At 68.9% G+C, this 20,199-nt stretch carries 27 protein-coding genes and 1 tRNA gene; 14 read left to right on the top strand and 14 right to left on the bottom strand.

Annotation, left to right across the window (positions count from 1 at the left end; translation table 11 throughout):
- Positions 1 to 26: 26 nt before the first annotated feature.
- The 3 genes from dapA (at position 27) to AC3ZJJ_RS17870 (ending at position 4,000) form a co-directional block, all read left to right on the top strand.
- The gene (dapA, locus tag AC3ZJJ_RS17880; RefSeq protein ID WP_489893170.1) at positions 27 to 920 is read left to right on the top strand and encodes a 4-hydroxy-tetrahydrodipicolinate synthase; all 894 of its coding nucleotides are present in this window, start codon (positions 27 to 29) and stop codon (positions 918 to 920) included.
- A gap of 3 nt (positions 921 to 923) precedes the next feature.
- Positions 924 to 2,423 (top strand): alanine/glycine:cation symporter family protein, encoded by a 1,500-nt coding sequence (locus AC3ZJJ_RS17875; RefSeq protein WP_489893169.1) that lies wholly within the window; start codon positions 924 to 926, stop codon positions 2,421 to 2,423.
- A gap of 83 nt (positions 2,424 to 2,506) precedes the next feature.
- The gene (locus AC3ZJJ_RS17870) at positions 2,507 to 4,000 is read left to right on the top strand and encodes an aldehyde dehydrogenase family protein (RefSeq protein WP_489893168.1); all 1,494 of its coding nucleotides are present in this window, start codon (positions 2,507 to 2,509) and stop codon (positions 3,998 to 4,000) included.
- Between the two features lie 23 nt (positions 4,001 to 4,023).
- Here AC3ZJJ_RS17870 and AC3ZJJ_RS17865 read toward each other — a convergent pair whose 3' ends face one another.
- Positions 4,024 to 4,281: a hypothetical protein gene (locus AC3ZJJ_RS17865; RefSeq protein WP_489893167.1), complete on the bottom strand. Its 258-nt coding sequence runs from the start codon at positions 4,279 to 4,281 to the stop codon at positions 4,024 to 4,026.
- 85 nt (positions 4,282 to 4,366) lie between these two features.
- Between AC3ZJJ_RS17865 and AC3ZJJ_RS17860 the strand changes: the two genes are divergently transcribed.
- Positions 4,367 to 4,855 (top strand): DUF1269 domain-containing protein, encoded by a 489-nt coding sequence (locus tag AC3ZJJ_RS17860; RefSeq protein WP_489893166.1) that lies wholly within the window; start codon positions 4,367 to 4,369, stop codon positions 4,853 to 4,855.
- Positions 4,856 to 5,087: 232 nt separating this feature from the next.
- Here the strand turns inward: AC3ZJJ_RS17860 and AC3ZJJ_RS17855 are convergent, their stop codons facing one another.
- Both AC3ZJJ_RS17855 and AC3ZJJ_RS17850 read right to left on the bottom strand, forming a co-directional pair.
- Entirely contained in the window at positions 5,088 to 5,753 is a 666-nt protein-coding gene (locus tag AC3ZJJ_RS17855; protein ID WP_489893165.1) for a hypothetical protein, read from the bottom strand.
- Between the two features lie 273 nt (positions 5,754 to 6,026).
- A complete protein-coding gene (locus tag AC3ZJJ_RS17850; RefSeq protein WP_489893164.1) occupies positions 6,027 to 6,770 on the bottom strand; it encodes a hypothetical protein in 744 nt (247 codons plus the stop codon).
- Positions 6,771 to 6,969: 199 nt separating this feature from the next.
- Here AC3ZJJ_RS17850 and AC3ZJJ_RS17845 point away from each other — a divergent pair, with 199 nt between their 5' ends.
- From AC3ZJJ_RS17845 to AC3ZJJ_RS17830, 4 genes are all read left to right on the top strand, one after another.
- Entirely contained in the window at positions 6,970 to 7,320 is a 351-nt protein-coding gene (locus AC3ZJJ_RS17845; protein ID WP_489893163.1) for a DoxX family protein, read from the top strand.
- Positions 7,317 to 8,204, top strand: a complete 888-nt coding sequence (locus AC3ZJJ_RS17840; protein WP_489893162.1) for a GNAT family N-acetyltransferase — start codon at positions 7,317 to 7,319, stop codon at positions 8,202 to 8,204. Before AC3ZJJ_RS17845 ends, AC3ZJJ_RS17840 begins: the two co-directional genes overlap by 4 nt.
- A gap of 105 nt (positions 8,205 to 8,309) precedes the next feature.
- On the top strand, positions 8,310 to 9,059 hold the full coding sequence (locus AC3ZJJ_RS17835) for a VOC family protein (RefSeq protein ID WP_489893161.1): 750 nt from the start codon (positions 8,310 to 8,312) through the stop codon (positions 9,057 to 9,059).
- Between the two features lie 327 nt (positions 9,060 to 9,386).
- On the top strand, positions 9,387 to 9,641 hold the full coding sequence (locus AC3ZJJ_RS17830) for a hypothetical protein (protein WP_489893160.1): 255 nt from the start codon (positions 9,387 to 9,389) through the stop codon (positions 9,639 to 9,641).
- Here the strand turns inward: AC3ZJJ_RS17830 and AC3ZJJ_RS17825 are convergent.
- The 5 genes from AC3ZJJ_RS17825 to AC3ZJJ_RS17805 form a co-directional block, all read right to left on the bottom strand.
- Entirely contained in the window at positions 9,636 to 10,277 is a 642-nt protein-coding gene (locus AC3ZJJ_RS17825; protein WP_489893159.1) for a hypothetical protein, read from the bottom strand. The genes AC3ZJJ_RS17830 and AC3ZJJ_RS17825 overlap by 6 nt on opposite strands.
- 114 nt (positions 10,278 to 10,391) lie before the next feature.
- Positions 10,392 to 10,745, bottom strand: coding sequence for a hypothetical protein (locus AC3ZJJ_RS17820; RefSeq protein ID WP_489893158.1), 354 nt, complete (start codon positions 10,743 to 10,745; stop codon positions 10,392 to 10,394).
- 45 nt (positions 10,746 to 10,790) lie between these two features.
- The gene (locus AC3ZJJ_RS17815) at positions 10,791 to 11,306 is read right to left on the bottom strand and encodes a hypothetical protein (protein ID WP_489893157.1); all 516 of its coding nucleotides are present in this window, start codon (positions 11,304 to 11,306) and stop codon (positions 10,791 to 10,793) included.
- Positions 11,303 to 11,746 carry a hypothetical protein gene (locus tag AC3ZJJ_RS17810; protein ID WP_489893156.1) on the bottom strand — a complete coding sequence of 148 codons (444 nt, stop codon included), beginning with the start codon at positions 11,744 to 11,746 and terminating at the stop codon, positions 11,303 to 11,305. The genes AC3ZJJ_RS17815 and AC3ZJJ_RS17810 overlap by 4 nt, the downstream gene beginning before the upstream one ends.
- Entirely contained in the window at positions 11,743 to 12,225 is a 483-nt protein-coding gene (locus AC3ZJJ_RS17805; protein WP_489893155.1) for a hypothetical protein, read from the bottom strand. Before AC3ZJJ_RS17805 ends, AC3ZJJ_RS17810 begins: the two co-directional genes overlap by 4 nt.
- A 131-nt stretch (positions 12,226 to 12,356) precedes the next feature.
- On the opposite strand from AC3ZJJ_RS17805, the gene AC3ZJJ_RS17800 reads away from it, so the two are divergent.
- The 4 genes from AC3ZJJ_RS17800 (at position 12,357) to AC3ZJJ_RS17785 (ending at position 13,672) form a co-directional block, all read left to right on the top strand.
- Entirely contained in the window at positions 12,357 to 12,686 is a 330-nt protein-coding gene (locus tag AC3ZJJ_RS17800; protein WP_489893154.1) for a hypothetical protein, read from the top strand.
- A gap of 58 nt (positions 12,687 to 12,744) precedes the next feature.
- Positions 12,745 to 13,062, top strand: coding sequence for a hypothetical protein (locus AC3ZJJ_RS17795; protein WP_489893153.1), 318 nt, complete (start codon positions 12,745 to 12,747; stop codon positions 13,060 to 13,062).
- A complete protein-coding gene (locus AC3ZJJ_RS17790; protein ID WP_489893152.1) occupies positions 13,059 to 13,226 on the top strand; it encodes a single stranded DNA-binding domain-containing protein in 168 nt (55 codons plus the stop codon). Before AC3ZJJ_RS17795 ends, AC3ZJJ_RS17790 begins: the two co-directional genes overlap by 4 nt.
- 131 nt (positions 13,227 to 13,357) lie before the next feature.
- Positions 13,358 to 13,672 carry a hypothetical protein gene (locus tag AC3ZJJ_RS17785; RefSeq protein ID WP_489893151.1) on the top strand — a complete coding sequence of 105 codons (315 nt, stop codon included), beginning with the start codon at positions 13,358 to 13,360 and terminating at the stop codon, positions 13,670 to 13,672.
- Positions 13,673 to 13,833: 161 nt separating this feature from the next.
- On the opposite strand, the gene AC3ZJJ_RS17780 is transcribed toward AC3ZJJ_RS17785, so the two are convergent.
- The 4 genes from AC3ZJJ_RS17780 to AC3ZJJ_RS17765 all read right to left on the bottom strand — a co-directional run bounded on the left by AC3ZJJ_RS17780 (position 13,834) and on the right by AC3ZJJ_RS17765 (position 16,346).
- Positions 13,834 to 13,906 (bottom strand) — tRNA-Ala (locus tag AC3ZJJ_RS17780).
- Positions 13,907 to 14,022: 116 nt separating this feature from the next.
- Complete coding sequence (locus AC3ZJJ_RS17775) at positions 14,023 to 15,453, bottom strand: phytoene desaturase family protein (protein ID WP_489893150.1); 1,431 nt, start codon at positions 15,451 to 15,453, stop codon at positions 14,023 to 14,025.
- Between the two features lie 67 nt (positions 15,454 to 15,520).
- Positions 15,521 to 16,042 (bottom strand): hypothetical protein, encoded by a 522-nt coding sequence (locus AC3ZJJ_RS17770; protein ID WP_489893149.1) that lies wholly within the window; start codon positions 16,040 to 16,042, stop codon positions 15,521 to 15,523.
- Positions 16,043 to 16,106: 64 nt separating this feature from the next.
- Entirely contained in the window at positions 16,107 to 16,346 is a 240-nt protein-coding gene (locus tag AC3ZJJ_RS17765; protein WP_489895895.1) for a helix-turn-helix domain-containing protein, read from the bottom strand.
- Positions 16,347 to 16,741: 395 nt separating this feature from the next.
- Between AC3ZJJ_RS17765 and AC3ZJJ_RS17760 the strand changes: the two genes are divergently transcribed.
- The gene (locus AC3ZJJ_RS17760) at positions 16,742 to 17,218 is read left to right on the top strand and encodes an Lrp/AsnC family transcriptional regulator (protein WP_489893148.1); all 477 of its coding nucleotides are present in this window, start codon (positions 16,742 to 16,744) and stop codon (positions 17,216 to 17,218) included.
- Between the two features lie 8 nt (positions 17,219 to 17,226).
- Here AC3ZJJ_RS17760 and AC3ZJJ_RS17755 read toward each other — a convergent pair whose 3' ends face one another.
- Positions 17,227 to 18,702 carry an SDR family oxidoreductase gene (locus tag AC3ZJJ_RS17755; protein ID WP_489893147.1) on the bottom strand — a complete coding sequence of 492 codons (1,476 nt, stop codon included), beginning with the start codon at positions 18,700 to 18,702 and terminating at the stop codon, positions 17,227 to 17,229.
- On the bottom strand, positions 18,699 to 19,535 hold the full coding sequence (locus AC3ZJJ_RS17750) for a TspO/MBR family protein (RefSeq protein ID WP_489893146.1): 837 nt from the start codon (positions 19,533 to 19,535) through the stop codon (positions 18,699 to 18,701). The genes AC3ZJJ_RS17755 and AC3ZJJ_RS17750 overlap by 4 nt, the downstream gene beginning before the upstream one ends.
- Positions 19,536 to 19,652: 117 nt before the next feature.
- On the opposite strand from AC3ZJJ_RS17750, the gene AC3ZJJ_RS17745 reads away from it, so the two are divergent.
- Positions 19,653 to 20,183, top strand: coding sequence for a MarR family winged helix-turn-helix transcriptional regulator (locus AC3ZJJ_RS17745; RefSeq protein WP_489893145.1), 531 nt, complete (start codon positions 19,653 to 19,655; stop codon positions 20,181 to 20,183).
- Positions 20,184 to 20,199: the final 16 nt, after the last annotated feature.

The following is a 20,199-nucleotide window of genomic DNA, read 5'->3' as shown; positions in this document are numbered from 1 at the left end:
ACCACCCTAAAGAACAGGAAGTATCCATGTCCAACGATCTCCGCGGCGTCCTCACCGCACTGTCCACCCCCTTCAACCAAGACGAGGCCATCGACGTCGCCGCGCTGCGGCGCATCGTCGACCGCTCCATCGACGCCGGAGTCGACGGCGTCGTGGCCGCCGGCTCGACCGGCGAAGTCGGCGCCCTGTCCTCCGAGGAGCGGCTCCTGCTCATCGACACGGTCGTCGAGCACACGAACGGACGCGTCCCGGTCATCGCACAGACCGGGGCCACCTCCACCGGCGAGGCCATCCGCCTCTCGAAGGCGGCCCAGAAGTCCGGCGCCGACGTGCTGATGCTGGTCACGCCGTACTACGAGCCGCTGACCCTGGACGAAACCGTCGCCTACATCAAGGACGTCGCCGGCGCCGTCGACCTGCCGGTCATGCTCTACAACATCCCGGCCGTCACGGGCGTCAACCTGGACCCGGCCACCGTCCGTTCGCTGGCCGACGAGGTGGAGAACATCCGCTACATCAAGGACTCCAGCGCAAACTGGGAGCAGGCGCTCCAGCTGATCCACCACCACCGCGACGCGATCGGCACCTTCATCGGATGGGACGCGTACATCTACAGCGCCCTCGCCGAAGGCGCCGCCGGCGTGATGGCCGGCGCCGCCAACGTGGTGCCCGACGAGATCGTCGCCGTCGCCCGCCGCGTCGCCGAGGGCGACCTCGCCGGTGGCCGCGACCTGTGGGACGGGGTCTACCCGGTCATCGACGCGCTGCTGTCCGTGCCGTTCATCCCCGCCGTCAAGGCCGGCCTCTCCCTGCAGGGGCTCGAAGCCGGATCGCCCCGCCGCCCCACCGCCGGGCTCAACGCCCAAGACCTGGCCCGGCTCCAGCAGACCCTGTCCGCCCTCAAGCAACCAGTGGGATAGACCATGGAAACCTTCGACCTCCCGGCATTCCTCTCCGATGTCTCCGACGCGATCTGGGCCCCCATGGCCTATGTGGTGCTCGGCCTCGGCATCGCCTACTCGATCGCCACCAAGGGCGTGCAGTTCAGACGCATCCCGGACATGCTGCGCCAGTTGCGGGAAACCCAGCACGGCAACGAAGGCGGCGGCCTGACGTCGTTCCAGGCCCTTGTCCTCGCCCTGGCCAGCCGCGTCGGCGTCGGTAGCATCGCCGGCGTCGCGACCGCCATCAGCGCGGGCGGACCCGGCGCCCTGGTGTGGATGGCGGTCACCGGCCTGGTCGGCTGCACGGTCGGCTACGCCGAGGCCACCCTGTCCCAAGCCTTCAAGCGCCAGGTCCGCGACGAGGACCGCCGCAAGGCCAACGAAGACATCGGCGGCATGCCCTACTACATCAAGTACGGGCTGAAGATGCCGAAGGTCGGGGCGCTGGTCGCCGTGCTCGGCGTCATCGGTTACGGCTTCGTCTTCCCCGGATTCCAGGTCAGCACCATCGCCTCCAGCGCGAACCTCGCGTTCAACGTGCCCAGCTGGGTCCCCGCCGTCGTCGTCACGGCCCTGATCGCCCTGGTCATCCTGGGCGGCACCACGCGCATCGTCAAGGTCACCCAGACCCTCGTTCCCGTGCTCGCCGTCGGATACCTGCTCCTCGCGCTGGCCGTCATCTTCATCAACCTTTCCAGCGTCCCCGAGGCCGTCGTCCTGATCTTCCAGTCGGCCATCGGCGTCCACCCGATCCTTGGCGGCGTCGCGGGCGCCGCCGTCGCCTGGGGCGTGCGCCGGGCCGTCTTCGCCTCCTCCAACGGCCTCGGCGAGGCGACGTTCGCGGCGGCCGCCGCGCGCACCTCCCACCCCGGCAAGCAGGGCCTGGTCCAGACGTTCAGCATCTACATCGACGTGCTGCTGATCTGCATGGCCACCGGACTCATGATGGTCGTCTCCGGCAAATACAACGTCTCCGACGGCTCCGACGGATTCCTCGTGAACAACCTGCCGGGTGTGCCCGTCGGCGCAAACTGGGTCCAGGAGTCCATCGACACGCTGGTGCCCGGCTGGGGCGCCGGATTCGTGGCGGTCGCCGTGCTCCTGTTCGGCTTCACCTGCCTGCTGGCCTACTTCTACGTCGCCAACTCCAACCTCCTCTACCTGTTGGACGGGCGGCCGGGACACGTGTGGAAGTCCGTCTTGAAGATCGGAACCATGGCCATCGTGTTCTTCGGATCCATCGTCAACGCGGAACTCATCTGGGCCGCCGGCGACATCGGACTGGGCCTGATCGCCTGGGTCAACCTGATCTGCCTGGCCTTCCTCTTCCCGCTCGTGCGCAAGATCTACCGCGACTACGAGCGCCAGCGGAAGCTGGGACTGGACCCCACCTTCGATCCCAAGGCCCTGGGCATCGAAGGAGCGGAATTCTGGGAGCACAAGAACGAGAGCTCCAGCTCCGCCCCCGCCAGCAAGTAGCGTGCGCCCGCTGCCCGGGACCCAGCGCCCGGGCAGCGGACGGCCGCGACCGCCCACCGACAAGACCGAACTCGAGGAACACCATGACCACCAAGCAAACCGAGACCTTCACCGTCCGCCGGGCCGAAACGGTGCCCGCGCCCTCGCTCCCGCCCTTCGGCCAGTTCATCGGCGGACGGTTCGTCGCGTCCGCGTCGGCGTCCACGGTCGACGTGCAGAACCCCGCCACCGAGGAGATCCTCGCGCGGGTCCCCGCCGGATCGGTCGAGGACACGGACGCCGCCGTCGCCGCCGCCGTCGCCGCCAAGAAGGGCTGGGCGGCGAAGACGCCCAAGGAACGCTCCGCGGTCCTGCTCCGCATCGCGGACATCATCGAGGACAACAGCTCACTGCTCGAGACCCTCGAATCGGCGAACACGGGCAAGCCCGCCGCCGTGGCCGAAGACGACATCGCCAGCGCGGCCGACACGTTCAGGTTCTCCGCCGGCGCCGCCCGCGCCTTCACCACCCTCGGCGCCGACGACTACGCGGAGGGCCACACGTCGGTCGTTTTCCGCGAACCGGTCGGGGTCGTCGGCGTCATCACTCCCTGGAACTACCCGCTGCTGATGGCCGCGTGGAAGATCGCCCCGATCCTGGCGGCAGGCAACACCATGGTGCTCAAGCCGTCCGAGCAGACTCCACTGACCACGCTCAAACTGGCCGAACTGATCGCCGCGGAGGTCCCGGCCGGGGTCCTGAACATCGTGACCGGTTCGGGGCGGGTGGTGGGAAACCGCATCTCCGAACACCCCGACGTCGACCTGGTTGCCATCACCGGCAGCGTCGGCAGCGGCCAGAAGGTGGCCGCCAACGCCGCGGCCTCGGTCAAGCGCGTGCATCTTGAACTGGGCGGCAAGGCACCCGTGGTCGTCTTCGACGACGCCGACCTCGAGGCCGCGGCCAAGGGAGTCCGCGCCGCCGGGTTCTGGAACGGCGGACAGGAATGCGGCTCGGCCTGCCGCGTCCTGGTCCACGAATCGGTCGCGGAGAGGTTCACGGAACTGCTGGTGCGCGAGGTCAGGGAGATCTCCGTCGGCGCGCCGGGGGCGGGCGACGACGTCGAAATGGGTTCGATGATCTCCCGTGACCACTACGAGCGGGTCTTGGCCGCGCTCGGTGACGTCCGCGAGGACGGCCTGGCCATCGCCGTCGGCGGCAACGCCATTGAAGGGCCGGGCTACTTCATCGAACCGACCGTCGTCACCGGCGTGCCGGCCGGCGCCGCGATCGCGAGCACCGAGATCTTCGGGCCGGTCGTCTCGATCGAAACGTTCGGCGGCGAGGAGGAGGCCGTGGCCCGCGCCAACGAGACGATCTACGGGCTCGCCGCCTCGGTCTGGACCACGAGCGCTGCGCGCTCTCTCTCTGTCCCCCGCCAACTGGACTTCGGCACCGTGTGGGTCAACTCGCACCTCGTCATCGCCAACGAGGTTCCCTGGGGCGGTTTCAAGGGCTCGGGCTACGGACGGGACCTGTCCCTCTACGCGCTGGAGGACTTCTCCCGCACCAAGCACGTGATGTACAACCACGGCTGACACCACGGTGAAGTGGGCCGGCGTCAGGGCAGGGTGATCACCTGCCCTGTCGCCGCGCCCTCGACCGCCTTCTGGCTAAAGGTCGCTGGGTAATCCTGTGGCCCGAGCTCTTCGATCCTCGCGTAGAGAATCTCGCCGGCAACACACACCACCGCGTCCACCTCCCCGGCTTCCGCCCACAACCGTTCCAACTGGGCCTCGTCCGCGATGTCGCCCGCCGACGCGGTCGACGACGTCGGCGGGAACCGCTCGACCGCACGGTTGGACGATGGCCAGATCATACTTTTCGGATGATGTGGGGAGGCCGTTCTCGGGTGCAGTGTGGGGGTTGTTCTGGTTCTCAGGCCGAGGGTGAAAGGAATCATCGTGTCGACTCTTTCCGTATGGAAGTTCCATGACGTGGGCGGTGCCGAGCAGGCGGAGAAGATTCTGCTGAATCTACAGACCCAAGGCCTGATACAAGTCCACGATGCCGCCGTGGTGTCGTGGGAGGAGGGTGCCAAGAAGCCGAAAACACGCCAACTCCACAACCTGGCTGGCGCCGGGGCCCTCGGAGGCACGTTCTGGGGCTTCCTGTTCGGCCTGCTCTTCTTCGTTCCGCTGCTGGGGGCGGCCGTGGGCGCCGCGATCGGGGGACTCAGCGGCTCGCTCGCGGACGTCGGCATCGACGACTCCTTCATCACGCGGGTCCGTGGAAACGTCACTCCCGGGACGTCGGCGCTGTTCGTGATGACCAGCGGCGCCGTGGTGTACCGCGTCGCGGAGGTCTTCAGCGGCGCGAAGGCCGAGCTCCTCGAGACCAACCTGAGCCGCGAGGAAGAAGAGAAACTGCGCAGCGTCTTCGCCCCCGAATGACCTCTCTGGCCTGGTCTTGGCCACAGGCCGGGTTCGGCGCGGTACTCGCGCTCCCCGCCGGCGCCGTCATCCCGTTCAACAGCACCGCGGGGCTCGCGCTGGCCGTCGGCATGCATCGGTCTTTTGGGTGATCTTTCTGCCCGCCCGGAAGCGGCGCGGCCCGCGAGACTAGCGCGACGACGAGCGCAGATTGTTGCCCACCACGAATCGGCTCGGCACACCGAGCCGAGCACTAGTCGGCCCCGCCTCGCCCTTGGGCCCCGCGGGGGGCCCGCGCCGGCAGTGACGAGCCGATGGCCCAGAGCAGCAGCAACGGCAGCGAGACGAAGGCGGCCGCCATAAGCGCGGGATTCAGGCTTAGATAGCCGACTCCGGACACTACGAGACTGATCGCCGCGGCTGCGGCGAGCGCCGTGGAGAACCGGTTGCGAGACAGAGGGCGGCTCGCCACGATCAGAAGCGCGAGGGCCAGCATCTTGGCGCCGTCCAGGACCGCAATCAGGGCCCACAATCGTTCGGCCTCGCTACCGGACGGCGTGCCCCGGACCAGCATGGCTTCGCCGGCCAGTTGGGCAAAAGAGAGGATGGTCGCGGTCACCCCGGCAGCGGCTGTCAGGCGACGGCGACTCGCCGTCAGGCCACGCTGGGGCCGGGCGTGCAGGTAGGCGAGCAGACCGATGAGGACTCCCGCGACGCCGTGTGTGAGGACCGCCTGTGGCAGCGCGGCGGGGGCCGCGGCGTAGGCGGCAATCACCATCTCCCCGCCGTCGCCGGGGCCAAGCTGAGGCGCCCCGATGGCGAGGCCCACACACCTTGCGAGGACGTAGGAGATGGCCACGGCGAGTGTGGCGGTCGCCGGTGGCCGAGCCGTGCGGGGACGTGTGCGAGGTGCAGTCATGTCACGAGCCTGTCCGACGCGTACCGCTGTGGTTCTCGCGTGTCCGGCGGAGGTCCAGATGTGGGGCGGCCTCGTCCACCCGGCCCCGGATCTCTCCGTAGGCACCCGGGGCCGCAACCGATTCAGCCGCTTGCGGATCGCGCGGATTCTCTAGCGGTTCCATGGCTCCTCCTGGCTGCGGGTGCGGGCATGGTCCAAGTCTCGCCGTCCGTGGGGGCCGCTGGATTAACGGGGCGCGAAATCTCCGTGCCGCAGGCGGCGTTGACGTTGGCGCTAAGACCGGAACGGACGGGACAGGTGTTCGAGAACCATGCGCGTTTTGGTCTCGTGGACCGCGCCGGGGTCGATGCCGTGTTGCCGGAACAGGTTCTCGAAGGCGAGTTGCGCCGCCTCCGCGTCCTCCGGCCGCGAGCGAATGGAGAACTCAAGGAAACGCAGCCCGTCGCCCACCGCCCACTCCTCGGCGACGACTTCCCGCCCATTGCGGTCCAGCTCCCACCTTGTGGCGTCGATTGGGCCCAGCGGGGTCAGCGGAGCCAAGTCCACGGGTGCCCGCGCACAATCCTTCAGGAAGCGCCGTTGCTCCGCGGTCAACGGGATTGGATGTGTGCCCGCAGCGGCGGCTTCGACGATGTCCTCATCGATTTTCGCCTCCAGTGACGCTGAGACTACGCGGCGCGGGCCGGTCCAGTCTCCCTCGACCCTGAATGCCCAGCCGTCGCCCCCGTGTGCATCGAGCCACGGCCGCGTGAGTTGGGTGTCCGTGCAGGGTCTGAGCTTGGCAGTGACATCGTCCCGCCGACCCTTGTTTTGGCGCAGCCGAAGGATGATTCCGTGGGTCAGAAGCGGAAGCGCGGTGGGTCCGCCGGGACCGGACAGGTCCTCACAAAAGTAGATCGTCCGACGTCTCTTTTCGGCGTTGCCCAGACCGAAGGCCTCGGCGGCGGCCGACATGTCCGCCGCGCCAACATTGACCTTGATCTCCACGGCGTCGAGCCGTGGCCGCCGGATGTTCATGCGCCGCTCCAATCGTGTTCCACCCTGAAACCTTCTCTCGTCGGTTGCCCCGGATCCACCCCTGGAACGTGGCTACGGGTCTGCGGGGAAGATTCCCCACATCGGGGCGCACCTGCCGCTTCCGGGGGGTGTATTGGTAGTACCGGATCGGAGCGGCCCGCCCTTGGGTCCGCGAGAACAACGATGAGATGAGGTAACCATGTCCCCGAAACCATTGGCACAGTTCGGCCTGACCGTCCTGCACGTCGTCATCGGCGTCGTGTTCCTTATGCGCGGTTGGCAGAAGGTCTTCCAGAACACGATCCCCGGCACCCAGGCGGGCTTCGCCGCGATGGGCATTCCCGCCGCGGAGAGCCCTCGCCCTCGCGCTCATCGGACCCGGCAGGTGGTCCGTCGACGCCCTCCTGGCGCGCAGGAACCGCGGATTCCGGACGCTGGCCTGACCGCCGGGATGTACGCCGCCGGCGTTGCCGTCATGCGGTGCGCGCCCGGCATTCACGGGCATCTCGTTGCGGGTGCGGCGTCCGGCACGGTTGAATCGGGCTCATGAACATCGTGATGAGCACCCCGGAGCCCGGGGATCTGGACCGCGTCGTAACGGCGCTCAGGGGATGGCAGAACGACGGCGGGCCGCTGCACCTTCACCCGGGCGATCTTGGCTGGTACTCACTCCGGGGAGCTTCCGCCACGGCAACCGCGATCAGGATCTGGGCGCGCGGGAAACGAATCCTTGCCGTCGGACTCCTGGACGGCCCGCAACTCCTGCGTATGGCACTCGACCCCGAACATAGCGACGACGACGGGCTTGCCCTAAGGATTCTCGCTGACCTGCAAGATGCAAAGGGCGGAGTCCTGGATCCAGGGGAAGCGGCGGTCGAGGCACGGGGTGCCTCGGGACTCTCGAGGGCGCTATCGGGATCCGGCTGGCAATCGGACGAGCCGTGGACGCCGCTGCACCGCGATCTCACGGGGCCGGTCGAAAACAGCGGTTTACGTGTAGAGCCGGTCGGGCCCGATCGCGCCGATCTGTGGGTGTCAATCCACTGGTCGGCTTTCCGGGACGCGCCGCTCGCGGCGGAGGAACGACGTCGTTTCGCTGATGGGTGGCGCGCCATGGCGGCCGGACCGTTCTACGAGGACGCGCGGAGCTTGATCGCGTTTGACCGGCAAGGTAAGGCGGTGGCGGTGGCGGCCGTCTGGTCGGCCGGGCGCGAACGACCCGGCCTCGTGGAGCCTCTTGGTGTGCACCAAAACCATCGAGGGCAAGGCCACGGCGCCGCCATGACTCTCGCTGCGGCATCCGCCCTGCGCGAGGTGGGTTCGTCCTGCGCCACAGTCTGCGCCGAGAGCTCGAATACGGGGGCAGTGGCCACCTACGTCGCGGCCGGTTTCACGCCCTCCCCGGAGGTGGCTGACTTCCGCCGCACAGCTTGAACCCGCCAGGCGCGCCTCCGCTTGCGCCCGACAAGCGTCGGCCCATCCTTGGCGGCCCCGCCGCCGTCGTTGCCGAAGATGCGGTGCTGGCCTACGGTGTGGCTTATGTATCTGGAGAACCTCGTCATCGATGCGGTCGATCCGCGGCGGCTCGGCCGGTTCTGGGAGGCGGCGGTCGGCGGCGAGCGGCTCACTGACGACACTGACGGCTTCGAAACCCGGCTCGCCATCGATGGCGGACCGGTGCTTGACCTCTGCTTCCAGCGTGTCGCCGAGCAGCCGGCGGGTCGATCGCCCCGGCTCCACCTCGACCTCCGCGGCGGGGCGCGGGGGCGCCAAGCAGCGGAGGTCGACCGCCTGATCGGACTGGGGGCGCGGCATATCGACATCGGCCAGGGCGACGTGCCCTGGACCGTGCTCGCCGACCCGGAGGGCAATCCCTGCTGCGTGATGGAGGACCGGGCGGCGTACGTCGACACCGGCCCGATCGCGGCGCTCCCGCTCGATTCCTCCGACCCCGAGAACGACGCGACGTTCTGGTCCTGGCTGACGGGCTGGAACCCGGTGCCCGGGGAGCCGCAATCCTTGCGCCACCCGTCGCTTCGGGGCCCGCTGCTGGAGCTGTGCCCCGAGCCGGCCCCGAAGGGCACGGACAAGAACCGGCTGCACCTGGACATCCGGCTGGAGGCCGGAGACGATCCCGAGGAGGTCGCGGCGGGCATCGCCGCGCGCGGTGGACGCGAACTCCGCCCGGATTGGGGCGAGCTGCCGTGGCGGATCTACGCCGACCCTTCGGGCAACGAATTCTGCGTGCTCCCGGCGCAACCCTCGCTCCACGGGGCATCCCGCCGCTAATGGCTTGGACGCGGGCCACCAGCACCCATCAATCGAGTGCGCGGGCACCTCACGGCTGAGGGGGTCGTTTGGCAGGTGATCGCCGCTCCACAAATCGAGGCGCCATGGTCCAGACGAGCGACATGTCGCGGGCGGTGACGAGGCCGGGCAAGGCGGTGTTCCGGTGGTCGCGGGTCCTACCTCCAGAAGTTGCCGGGGCGTCTTGGGGCGACCGGACCGGGCGCGCCTGTCGCGGTGGCATGCATTGCTTGGCGGTGCCGGCAGGCGGACAATCGGAGGAAGGGAAATCAAGGGTTTGGAACCGCAATGTCTCCGAAGCGGGGCCAAATGCCGAGCCATTTGGGCCCCAAGAGGTTCTTCACCGTCGCCCTGGTGCTCTATGCCGTGGGCGCATTCATTCTTGGTTTCTCCATGCTGAGCAGGCCCGGAGACTGGGCGATCCTCGTTTTCGCACTGGCCACCGCGCCGATTGCCGTGCTGGTGGCCTGGGAGCACGAACGGCAGTACCGGCGCCTGCCTCCCGAGCTGACCGAGGAAGAGCGGGACTTGCCCCCGTGGGACCCGCGGTTAGGGGGCCTATGACGGCCGGGCGTTGTCCTGTTCGCCCTCATCCCGGGTGTCGGCCAGGAACGCGCCCATCCGGCGGTACTGCCAGGCGCCGTAGGCGATCAGCCACAAACACATGAACAGCCACAGGGCATAAAGCCATAGTGCGACGGAGCCTTGTCTGGCTGAAAAGTTGACGATCTGGGCCGTGCACAGGAGCACTTGGAACGGCAGAAGGACCATGAACTGCTTGGCCAGGGTGTACCGCTGTTCGATGGCGACGCCGCGGACGACGGCGAGCTGTTCCGGAACCGGTGGTTCCTTCCCCAGCATTTGTCGGCGGATGGACTTTTGTTCGCCCTCCTCCAGCCCGTAGAGCGGGGTCGACCGGGCAAGGGTCACCCGGGGCTTGAGACGCCGGTTCGCGTAGGCGTAACCCCCGACGCACGTACCGAACAGGGCCAGCAGCATGGCGATCGCGAAGTCGGTGTTCCACGCAAAGTCCAGCAGCAGGTTGGACAGGGTGTATCCGAGGCAGACGAGGAGCAGGGCGCCGGCCGGCAGATACCAGCGGAGGTATGTTCGCAGCGGCTCGTCGAAGCCGCGGTCGGCGACGGTAGCGGCCTTCTGGTGGGCCCGCGCCCAACGGGCCGGCATGTCCCTTTCGGCCATGGGGTCCCTTCGCCTTGGCGCCCGGAGCTCGGGCGTCCTGCCCCCACCCTGCGGGGAAAGCCAGAGCTTGTCCAGAGCGTGGAGGTACCCGGGGTGGTGCTTGCGGGCTGGGCCTCATGGGGTCGTGCCAGGGGTGCCGTTCCTTTGGCCGACCTTGTGCGCCGGAGGTGTCCCGGGGATGATCGGGGAAACGATAGCCGCAACGGTTCGGAACCGGAATGTTGCCAGAGAGGAGCCGGCCGGTGTGCCGCACGTGGTGGCCCTGACGACCTCGCCGTCGTCCACTTCGACCTCGAAGCGCAGTTGTAGCTCTGGGCCGTTGCCGACCGGGGAGCGGAACTCCGCCTCCGCGAACACCGTCTTGGTCCGGTCGGTCGACCGATGCGTCTCCACGACGGCGGCCTTGCCGTCCAACGCCCTAGCCAGCCGGACGAGCAGCATGTCCCACTTGGCTGCGAGCTCATCCACGGTTGACCTCGCTGCCGCTCCGCCGTTCGCCTTTCCTCGTGGCCATCAACTCGAGGCTCCGCCTTTGGTTTCCGCAATGGTGAGCGCCCAGGTCGTGCCGGCCTTCACCTTCACGGTGACCGGCAGACCCTCGTCGAGGTCGAGGAAGCTGACGTCGACTTCCTGGCGATGGCCCTGGCCGTTGATCGTGCACCCCATGGGTAGCAGGTCGATCCCGCCGATCGAGATTCTGATGTCGGTCGACTGGCCCCGCGTGCATTCGGCGTACACGGCCAGCACGGGTGCCTCAATCGGGAGGCCGAAGATCGTCTCCACGCCCTCTTGGTTGTCGAGCGCCACGAGCACTGTCTCATCCACGGGGCGGTAGGCGAGCAGCGGTTCTCGCTCCGGCGCCGTCCACGGTGTCGGCGACACGGACGGCGCAACGGTGGGCCATGCTGCGTCCGCGGTTTCGACCGGTTCGGGGGTCTGGGCAGCAGTGCAGCCGGTCAAAAGCAGGACCCCGGCAACGGCCGCGGCACGGTAGGCACGGGTAGGTGCGATTCGGGCAGGAGTGCTCACGCCGCCTCACCACGTTGGGCTCGGACCAGCGACCTGACCGCCACCGCGCAGTAGGCGGCCGGGACCGGGAGGATCCACGGCCCGGAATCGCCAAGCATCGAAGAACGGCCGGCAGCCTCGTTCACCCAGACGGGCATATAGACGATCAGCGCCGCGCCAAGCGCCCCGATGACGTGGGCCAACCCGGGGCGAGAGCCGGGCGCGGTCCGTGCGGCGAACCGGCTCCGCATCGCCGTCATGGCGATGCCGGAGATCAGGAGCGCGGCCGGTACGAAGGCGAACGCCACGGCGAGAAGGATCAGGCCTGCGCCCTGAGCGGCGATGCTGACCGCCATCACGAGGACGACATAGACGCCGACGGACCACGCGTGGAGCTTCCACCATTGGGTGAATCCGCTGGCGCCAGTCGGTCGACCGTACCGTGTCTGTTCGAGGGTCATTGCGCGTCCCTGCCTTCGGTTGTAGGTGTAGTGCCTTGCGCGACGACGAGCGCCCGGACAGCGGCGGTCGCCCAGAAGGCTGCCGGGATGAGCGCGTACAGCCAGATGGACGGTTCCGTGGACCAGTCCCCGGCGGCGAGCCCTCCAAAGGCCAGCGCCGCCGGGTGGATGACCAGCCACGCGACGCCGGTCCCCCACAGCTGGGCGATGCCGGCCCACACCATGGGCGGCTTCAGGGTGAGTGCCCACCAGTGCGCGGCGACCATGGAGATCGCCGCGGCCATCGCTCCGAACACGACACAGAGGCCCGCCAGCATGATTGCCTCGAGCGGGCGCTGGAAGTAGGTGAGCCCGCAGACGATCAGGCAGAGCACGAGCGGCCGGGCGTTCAGCCTGCGCCACGCCTTGCGGAACGCCGGCGTGATGCCCTCGGCCGCGGCCTCGTGTGTGGCCGGGCTTGTTCTGTCGTTCTCTTGCACTGTTCCCCCGATGCTCCTTTTGGTTTGATCCTATGGTCGTAGCGAGTGACGCGGCGTGCGCGGGCTGCCCACGGTGAGCCGGCCGGCGGACCCGGCACTCGTCCTCGCACGCCACCTCACTGCACCACGCGGTGGCGACCGCGCCGCCGGCCGGGAACGATCCGATCGTCGACATCCTCACCACCCACCTGTCTCTGGGCGTCGCCGCCGGCATTGGCGCCTGCGCCGCGACCGAAGGCGAGTTCTGCGACGGCGGTGCCCACCCGGACACCGCCAGGCTGGTGTTCGACGAGCGGATGGGCAGCCATGCCAGACTCACGATCAAACCCCGCACCGACACGCGCGACATCGCCCTCGGGTTCGACGTCCTCGTCATCCGCGACGAGGGATACCGCGTCATGTGGCCCGACCTCCCGGCACCCGGACCCACCGGCTCGCCGTCCTCCGCGGCCGCCGGCTGAAGCAACTCCGTGCCCTCGGTAAGCTGGAGGTTCGCTTTCGCTTACTTGGGGTAATCACATGACTGCACGACCACTGCCTTATGCCCGCGCGCTCCTGATCGGCCTCGGCCTGTGGATCCTGGCCGGCTTGCTCGGCCTGCTGGCCGCCACGCTGAACGGCCCGTTCGGCGACGGGTTCTCCTGGTTGGATCTCGTCGCACGGCTCACGGCCTTGGCCGCTGCCCTCTACAGCCTCGGCGCGATCTTCAACGCCGCGTCCGATCGCGGCGTGCCGTCCGACGATGCGGTGCCCGCCGAGCCAGCGGCCTCGGCTGCGCCCGACCACCGCGCCCGCGAGAGGGACAGCAGTCGGGCGCCCATACAATCGGGCGTATGACCACCACCTTCAAGCCCGGAGACGACGTCATCACTCCACACTCGTGCGGGACAATCATCGAGGTCCGAGCCACCGCTTCCGGAAAGTGGGTCTACGGCGTCGAGGACGCCACCGGAGAAGTACGCTCCTTCACGAGCAAGGCCCTCCGCCTAGCGTCGAACTAGATCCCGGAGCGGCGCCCCGCGCTAGGCGGGCGGCGCCCCTCCGTGTGCCCGCGATGGAGTGTCGCCGTGATCCGGTAGCGTCGCACCCATGGGCAACGCTCGTCCAGCCCGACGACGCGCAGCGCGCGCTCATGGACCAGATCCTCGAGCGGGCCGGCAAGTTCCGGGCCGCCCTGAAGGCGCAGTTCACAGGATCCTTCACCACAGTGCACGAAGACTGCGGTAACGGCTTCTACCTGATGCCGTTCAGCCCGAAGCTGCTCCCGGCCGAGACACCCAACCCGCTCCAGTTCCCGGCGACCGTCCGAGCCCGGACCGGACCCGAAGCGGTGGGCCACGTCGTCGTCTGGCACCACGAGCTGACGGCGTACGCGATCCAGCTCTTGTGGGACGAGGGCGAGCACCCGCAGCCGGGCGACGTCGAACTGTCGGGGCCCACGACGTAGGCCTACCGCCGCGGCGCCTCGAAGATCCTCATCGAAGGCATCCTCAGCCAGCAACGCATCTAACCGGCCGCCGACGACTGGCGCAACCAACAGAAAAGCCCCGGCCGACGGCCGGGGCATTTCCCAAATCACTGACAGGCGTCTCGCGAGTCATCAAACTGTGGAGCTTAGGGGAATCGAACCCCTGACCTTTTCATTGCGAACGAAACGCTCTACCAACTGAGCTAAAGCCCCGTGTTGCGGTTCCGGGGAAACGCAACATCCATAAGGTTAGCGGCCAGCCGCCCGCCGGGCAAAAGCGCCCCCCAAGAGGGGCCGGTTCCCGCGCGCGCATCCGCCGGGCGCCGACGCTAGCGGCGGGTCCTGGCGAGGTCTTTCATGACGGCCTTCGCCGCGTTCCAGCCCCCCATGCCGTGCACTCCACCGCCTGGCGGCGTGGACGACGAACACACGTAGAGGCCCGGAGTCCCAGTGTTGTAGGGCTTGAGCGTAGGCACGGGGCGGAAGACCTGCTGCACTCCGGCCAACGATCCCCCGCCGACGTCCCCGCCGACCAAGTTGGGATTCCAGGACTCCAATTGACTGGGGCTGGTCTCCACGCGCCCGATGATCCTGTCCCGGAACCCGGGCGCGAACCGCTCCAACTGCGCGTCGATGCGCGCACCCATCGGCTGGGTACTCCCGTTGGGCACGTGGGCGTAGCTCCACAGCACCTGCCGCCCCTCGGGCGCGCGCGTGGGGTCGGCGCCGGACTGCTGGCTGACCAGCACAAACGGCCTCTCCGGTGGCTGGCCGCGGTTCGACTGGCGCTCCGCCTCCATCAGCTCGCCCAGCGTCCCGCCCACGTGGACGGTGCCCGCGCCGGCGGTGCGCGGATCGGCCCACGGGGCCGGCCCGTCCAGCAGGTAGTCGACCTTGAAGACGCCCGTGCCGTACTTCCAGCGCCTCAGGTGCGCGCGGTACCGGTCCGTTAGGTCGGCGCCCTCGAGCTTGAGCAGCTGCCGCGGCGTCAGGTCCAGGAGCACGGCGTCGGACGTCGGCAATTGGCGCAAATCCGTCACCGGCGAGTTCGTGTGGACCGTCCCGCCGTTCTCCAGCACAACGGCGAGTAGGGCGTCCGTGATGCGTTGCGTGCCGCCCTTGGCCACCGGCCATCCGGTGGTGTGGCCGAGCCCGCCGAAGATGACGCCGAACGCCGCGGTCATGGGGTGGCCGAGCGGCAGCGTGGAGTGCGCCGCGGATCCCGCGAACAGCGCGCGGGCGGCCTCGGTCCGGAAGACCGATCGGGCCAGCACCGAGGCCGGCCACGCGGCGCGCATCCCGAAGGAGGCCATGGTCGCCGGGTGCGGGGGCATGCGCACGAGGGGGCCCAACAGATTCTCCAGCGCGTCCAACGGGCGCTTGGTCACGGGCTGGTGGACGCGGAGCCAGGCCCGCGCGTCCACGCCGAGGCTCCGCGCGGTCTCTGCGGCGTCCCGATGGAGGATCGCCGAGGTCCCGTCCGGAAGCGGATGCGCCATGGGGTACCGGGGATGGATCCACTCGAGGCCGCGCTGCTCCAGGCCCAGCTCGCGGAAGGCCGGACTGCCGACGCCGAAGGGGTGCGCGGCCGCGCCCAGGTCCGTGACGGTCCCCTCGCCCAGCACGTCGCCGGAGCGCGCGGCGCCCCCGACAACCCCATCCTGCTCGTAGACGGTCACTTTCATCCCGGCGACGGCCAGCCGTGCCGCGGCCGCCAATCCGTTCGGTCCTGCTCCGACAACGACGGCGGTGCCATCCATACGGTGTGCTCTCCTGATCGGTTGGTTTGCTGGACCCCGCGGTGCGCGGCGGCCTCCGGAAGGGCGGCTACCTGTCGTCGCCCTCGTGCGGCACGAACCGGCGAAGGTAGGTTTCGGTGTTGACGTCGCGGATCTGCCGGATCTGATCCTCGGCACGCCGCGTCAGGTCCGCCAGCTGGGCGGGATCCAGCCGCTTGTCGACGGCGGAGAGCATGGTGAGCGTCTCCCACATCATCTTCTTGGCCGTGACCATGCCAACCAGCACATCGAGTTCCAGCTGCGTCATGCCGCCCTTCTTGGAGCGCATGAGGTTGACCGGGTTGATCCGGCCCAGGGCATTCGCGGCGAGCGTCAGCGCCTGCTTCACGGGATGGGGCCGGTACCCGAGCGTCGACATCAGGCGCACGAGGTCCCGCTTGTCATCGTCGATCTGCCGCACCAGGTCCAGGAACACGGACCGGTATTCGGTGCCCTCCCACGTGTCGGCTGCCGCCTTGAAAGCCTTCACGCCGGCCTCGGAGGCCAGCAGATGCTCGTTGAGATACGCGCTGTAGAGACGGTGGTCGAAGGATCCGCTTTGCTCCGACATGGCGCCCTCCCGACGTGTGTGCATGGATGTGAACCCTACCGCCACCGGACCGGGCGTGACACCCCTAGTGGTCCTGCTCGACGGCCTCCTGGCCAAGCGTCCCGGAGGATTCGCGGTCCACGGACCCGCGCGACTCCCTGGCTGCCGAATACTGCCGCTGGATGTAGGCCTCGAGCTCCGCGCGCTCCACACGCCAGACCCCCCGGCCGCCGACCTTGATGGCTGGCAGATCCCCGCTGCGCACGAGGGAACGGACCTGGGGCATGTTGACGTTCAACTCCTCGGCCACGTCCTCAAGACGCATGAATCTCATGCTTACGAAGTTATCCCGAGTTGCTGTGCCAGACCAGCCGGGACGCGCGGATGTGGACAACAGCGAGGGGCCCGGCGGTCCGGCCGCCTGGCCCCTCGCGTCTGTCGCCGTCTGGTGCGGTTCTTCCGTTGCGGGCCTTGTGGGCCGTGCCGGTCCGCGTCAGGGATGTTGCCGCGGACCGTCAACGAGCAGGGACTGCGCTTGTGGCGCCGCCGTGCGTCTGTCGCAAGTGAAGCAAGCATCGGTCATACCGCGCAACAGGCTTGGGATCGGCTGATCAATATGCCTAGTCTGGATCCATCAAAGGTGCCTGGTTTGGTCAGTCTGACCGGCCCGGCCGCGCACCCTCCCGCACTCCACCCGGGTTCGGCCACCCAAGGAGCCCCATGACGCCCGAGACCTACCAACTCGACGAGACCGACCGGCGGATCCTCGCCGCCCTGGACGACGACCCGCGCATCCCGGTCATGATGCTCGCCCAGCGGCTGGGCCTTGCCCGCGGCACCGTCCAGTCGCGGCTCGAGAAGCTCGCGGCGTCCGGCGCGCTGCGGCCCAACAGCAGCCGCGTCACCCCGGCCGCGCTGGGCCGGGGCGTCTCGGCGTCCGTCAGTGCGGAACTGGACCAGTCCATGCTCAACGAGGCGATCGAGGCGCTCCGCCGGATCCCCGAGGTCCTGGAGTGCTTCGCCCCGGCCGGGGACACGGACCTGCTGATCCGCGTGGTGGCCACGGATCCGGACGACCTCTACCGCGTGAGCGAGGAGATCCGCTTCTGTCCCGGCATCACCCGCACGTCCACGTCCATGTTCCTCCGCGAGGTCATCGCCTACCGGACCACCGGACTGCTGGGCGGAAAGGATTAGGAGGGCGGTCACGCGACCGCGTGCGCCGACCCCTCCGCCGCGGCGGTGACCCTGTCCACCATGGACTTGAAGATGATCCCGTGGAACGGCAGCACGGCCAGCCAGTAGGCGCGCCCGGCCAGGCCGCGCGGGAAGAAGATGGCCCGCTGCCGGTAAAGGCTCCCTCCGCCGTCGGCCGCCTCGACCGAGAGCTCCAGCCAGGCGCCGCCGGGCACCTTCATCTCGGCGCGCAGGCGCAGCATCCTCCCGGGCTCGAGCGACTCGACGCGCCACCAGTCCACGACGTCGTTGAACTGCAACTGGTGCCGGCTACGGCGCCCGCGCTCCAGGCCCACTCCCCCGGCCAGCTTGTCCATCCAGCCCCGGACGGACCAGGCCAGCGGCATGGAGTACCAGCCGTTCTCCCCGCCGATGCCCTCGATCACCTTCCAGACCTGTTCCGGGGTGGCGCTGGTGGCCCGTTCGCGCGCGTCAGTAAAGACGGTTCGACCGGCCCACTCGGGGTCGCTCGGCAGGGGTTCCCCGGGCTGCCCGATCGCCTGAGCCGTGGCCCAGGACGTCTCGACGGAGCCGGCCTCGATCTTGATCAGCGCCAGCTCGACGGCCTTGAGGTAGCCCGTCAGCCCGCCCTCGGGCGGCGGTATCACGGCGTCGATCCCGTGCTCGCGCACCACGCAGTCGTGCTGCAGCGACTCGACCAGCGGGATGGCGAGGCTCCGAGGAATCGGCGTCACCAGGTTCACCCACTGCGCGGCCAGCCACGGGGTCAGCACCGGGAGCGCCACCACCAGGGGCTGCCGGATCCCGGCCGTGCGGGCGTAGCCGCGCATCATGTCCGCGTACGTCAGGACGTCGGGACCGCCGATGTCGAAGGTTCCGGAGACCTCCGGCGGGACCTCCGCGGCATGCGCCAGGTAGTGCAGGGCGTCGCGCACGGCGATGGGCTGGATCCGGTTCATGACCCAGCGCGGGGCGGGCATGACCGGCAGTACGTCGGTCAAGTGGCGGACCATCTCGAAGCTCGCGGAGCCGGAGCCGATCACGAGGCCGGCCTGGAGCACCATGGTGGGCACACCCGAGTCCAGCAGGATCTCGCCGACCTCGGTCCGGGACGCCAGGTGCCGGCTGAGTTCGCCGTCGGGGTGAAGGCCGGAGAGGTAGACGATCCGTGCGACGCCGGTGTTTCGCGCCGCGGTCGCGACGTGACGGGCGCACTCGCGCTCGGTGCGCTCGAAGTCCGCGCTTCCGCCGCCCATCGAGTGCACGAGGTAGTAGACGACGTCGGCGCCGTCCACCAGCGCGGCCGCCGTGGCCCAATCCTCCAGCGTACCCTCGACCAGTTCCACGTCCTTGCCCCAGGGGACGTCGCGCAGCTTGGAACCGTCCCGGGTGAGTACCCTGACCGTGTGGCCGCGCTCCAGGAGGAGCGGAACCAGCCGGCCGCCGATGTAGCCCGTGGCACCCGCCACGGCGACGACGCTCATCGCCGTGTCCCGTGGGAGGCGGCCAGCTTGCGGCTGTGCTCGGTTCTGGCGCGCGGGGAAAGCCGGGCCAGGACGGTCGCGGCGACCACCACCAGCGAGGCGGTCGCGGCCGTCCAAGCGATGGGCTCGGACACGATCCCGCCGTCCAGCCTCCCGACGGCGATCCAGGCCAGCCCCCACGCCATGGCGAGGGCGGGGGCCGCGCGGCCGCCGGTGTAGAAGGCGATCGCCGCGGCCACGCCCGCCGCGACGGCGAGGACGACGCCGGCGGCGACCGGCACGGGCAGGCCGAAGCCGGTGACGCCGAGGGAGGCCAGCCAGGCGGCGACGTTGGCGACCGTGGCCACACACACCCAGCCGAGGTACAGGCCGAAGGTTCCGTCAACGACGACCGCGTCCACCGCGCTCCCCACGGGCCGGGCCACGAGCAGGACCAGGATGCGGGCCAGCACGGCCAACAGGGCGATGATCACCACGACGCTGGCGGCCAGCCAGCCGAACTGGACCACCCAGATCCACGCGGCGTTGAGCAGGACGGAGGCGGCGGCCCAGGGACGCAGTGCGCGGTGCCGCTCCGAACGCAGCCGCGACGGGAGCAGCTGGACCACGGCGTACACCACGAGGCCCGCGTAGATGACGGTCCAGATGGAGAACGCCGTCCGGCCAGGGGCCAGCGGGGTTCCGTCCGCGGACAGCCAGCCGTCCGCGGCGTCTTGAATGGGCGTCCCCCCGATGGCGCCGCTGCCGAGGAAGGCGAAGAAGATCGACGCGGCGACACATGCGGCAACCGCCCATGCGGAAAGTCTCCTTCCCGCTGCTTCGGTGTGGCTCATGCCGTGCGCTCCGTTCACTCGGGGCTTCCGCCGATTTCTGGTCCGGCGTCCGCTCGACAAATCAATCTTGTTCCACCAGTATGTTTCTAGAATTTCTAATTATCAATTGGAGAAGCAATGGACCCGGAGCAACAGCCTTTCCGGCCACCACCAGTCCACAAGGCGACCGCCCGGTTGCGCAAGGTGCTGGTGCTGAACGAGGCCATGGAATACCGCATGCGCCAGCATCTCCACATCAACGAGACGGATTTCCAAGCCATGCAGCACCTGATGCGCGCCCGCTCGATGAGCCCGGGCGAGCTCGCCAAGGCCGTGCACCTGACCAGCGCCGCAACGACCACTGTTGTGGATAGGCTGGTGGCGGCCGGGCACGCGCGCCGAGTCCGGCACGCCACGGATCGGCGCAGATGGCTGGTCCAGCCGACCGAATCATCCATACGCGAAACGATGGGGCAACTGATGCCGATGATCATGGAGACCGACGCCGTGGTCGCCTCCATGGACGATGCCGGGCAACGCGCCGTCGTGACGTACATCGACGCCGTGGTGGAGGCCATGGAGCGCCGGCTCGCCGCGATGGCCGCCGCCTCCGAGGCCACGCAGACGGCCACGGAGTTCCCGGAGACGGGCGCCGGGCCATGGACCTGAACACCAGTGCGCAAAC

The organism is Arthrobacter sp. AOP29-A2-19 (assembly GCF_058138025.1).
This window is presented reverse-complemented; position numbering and strand designations above follow the sequence as displayed.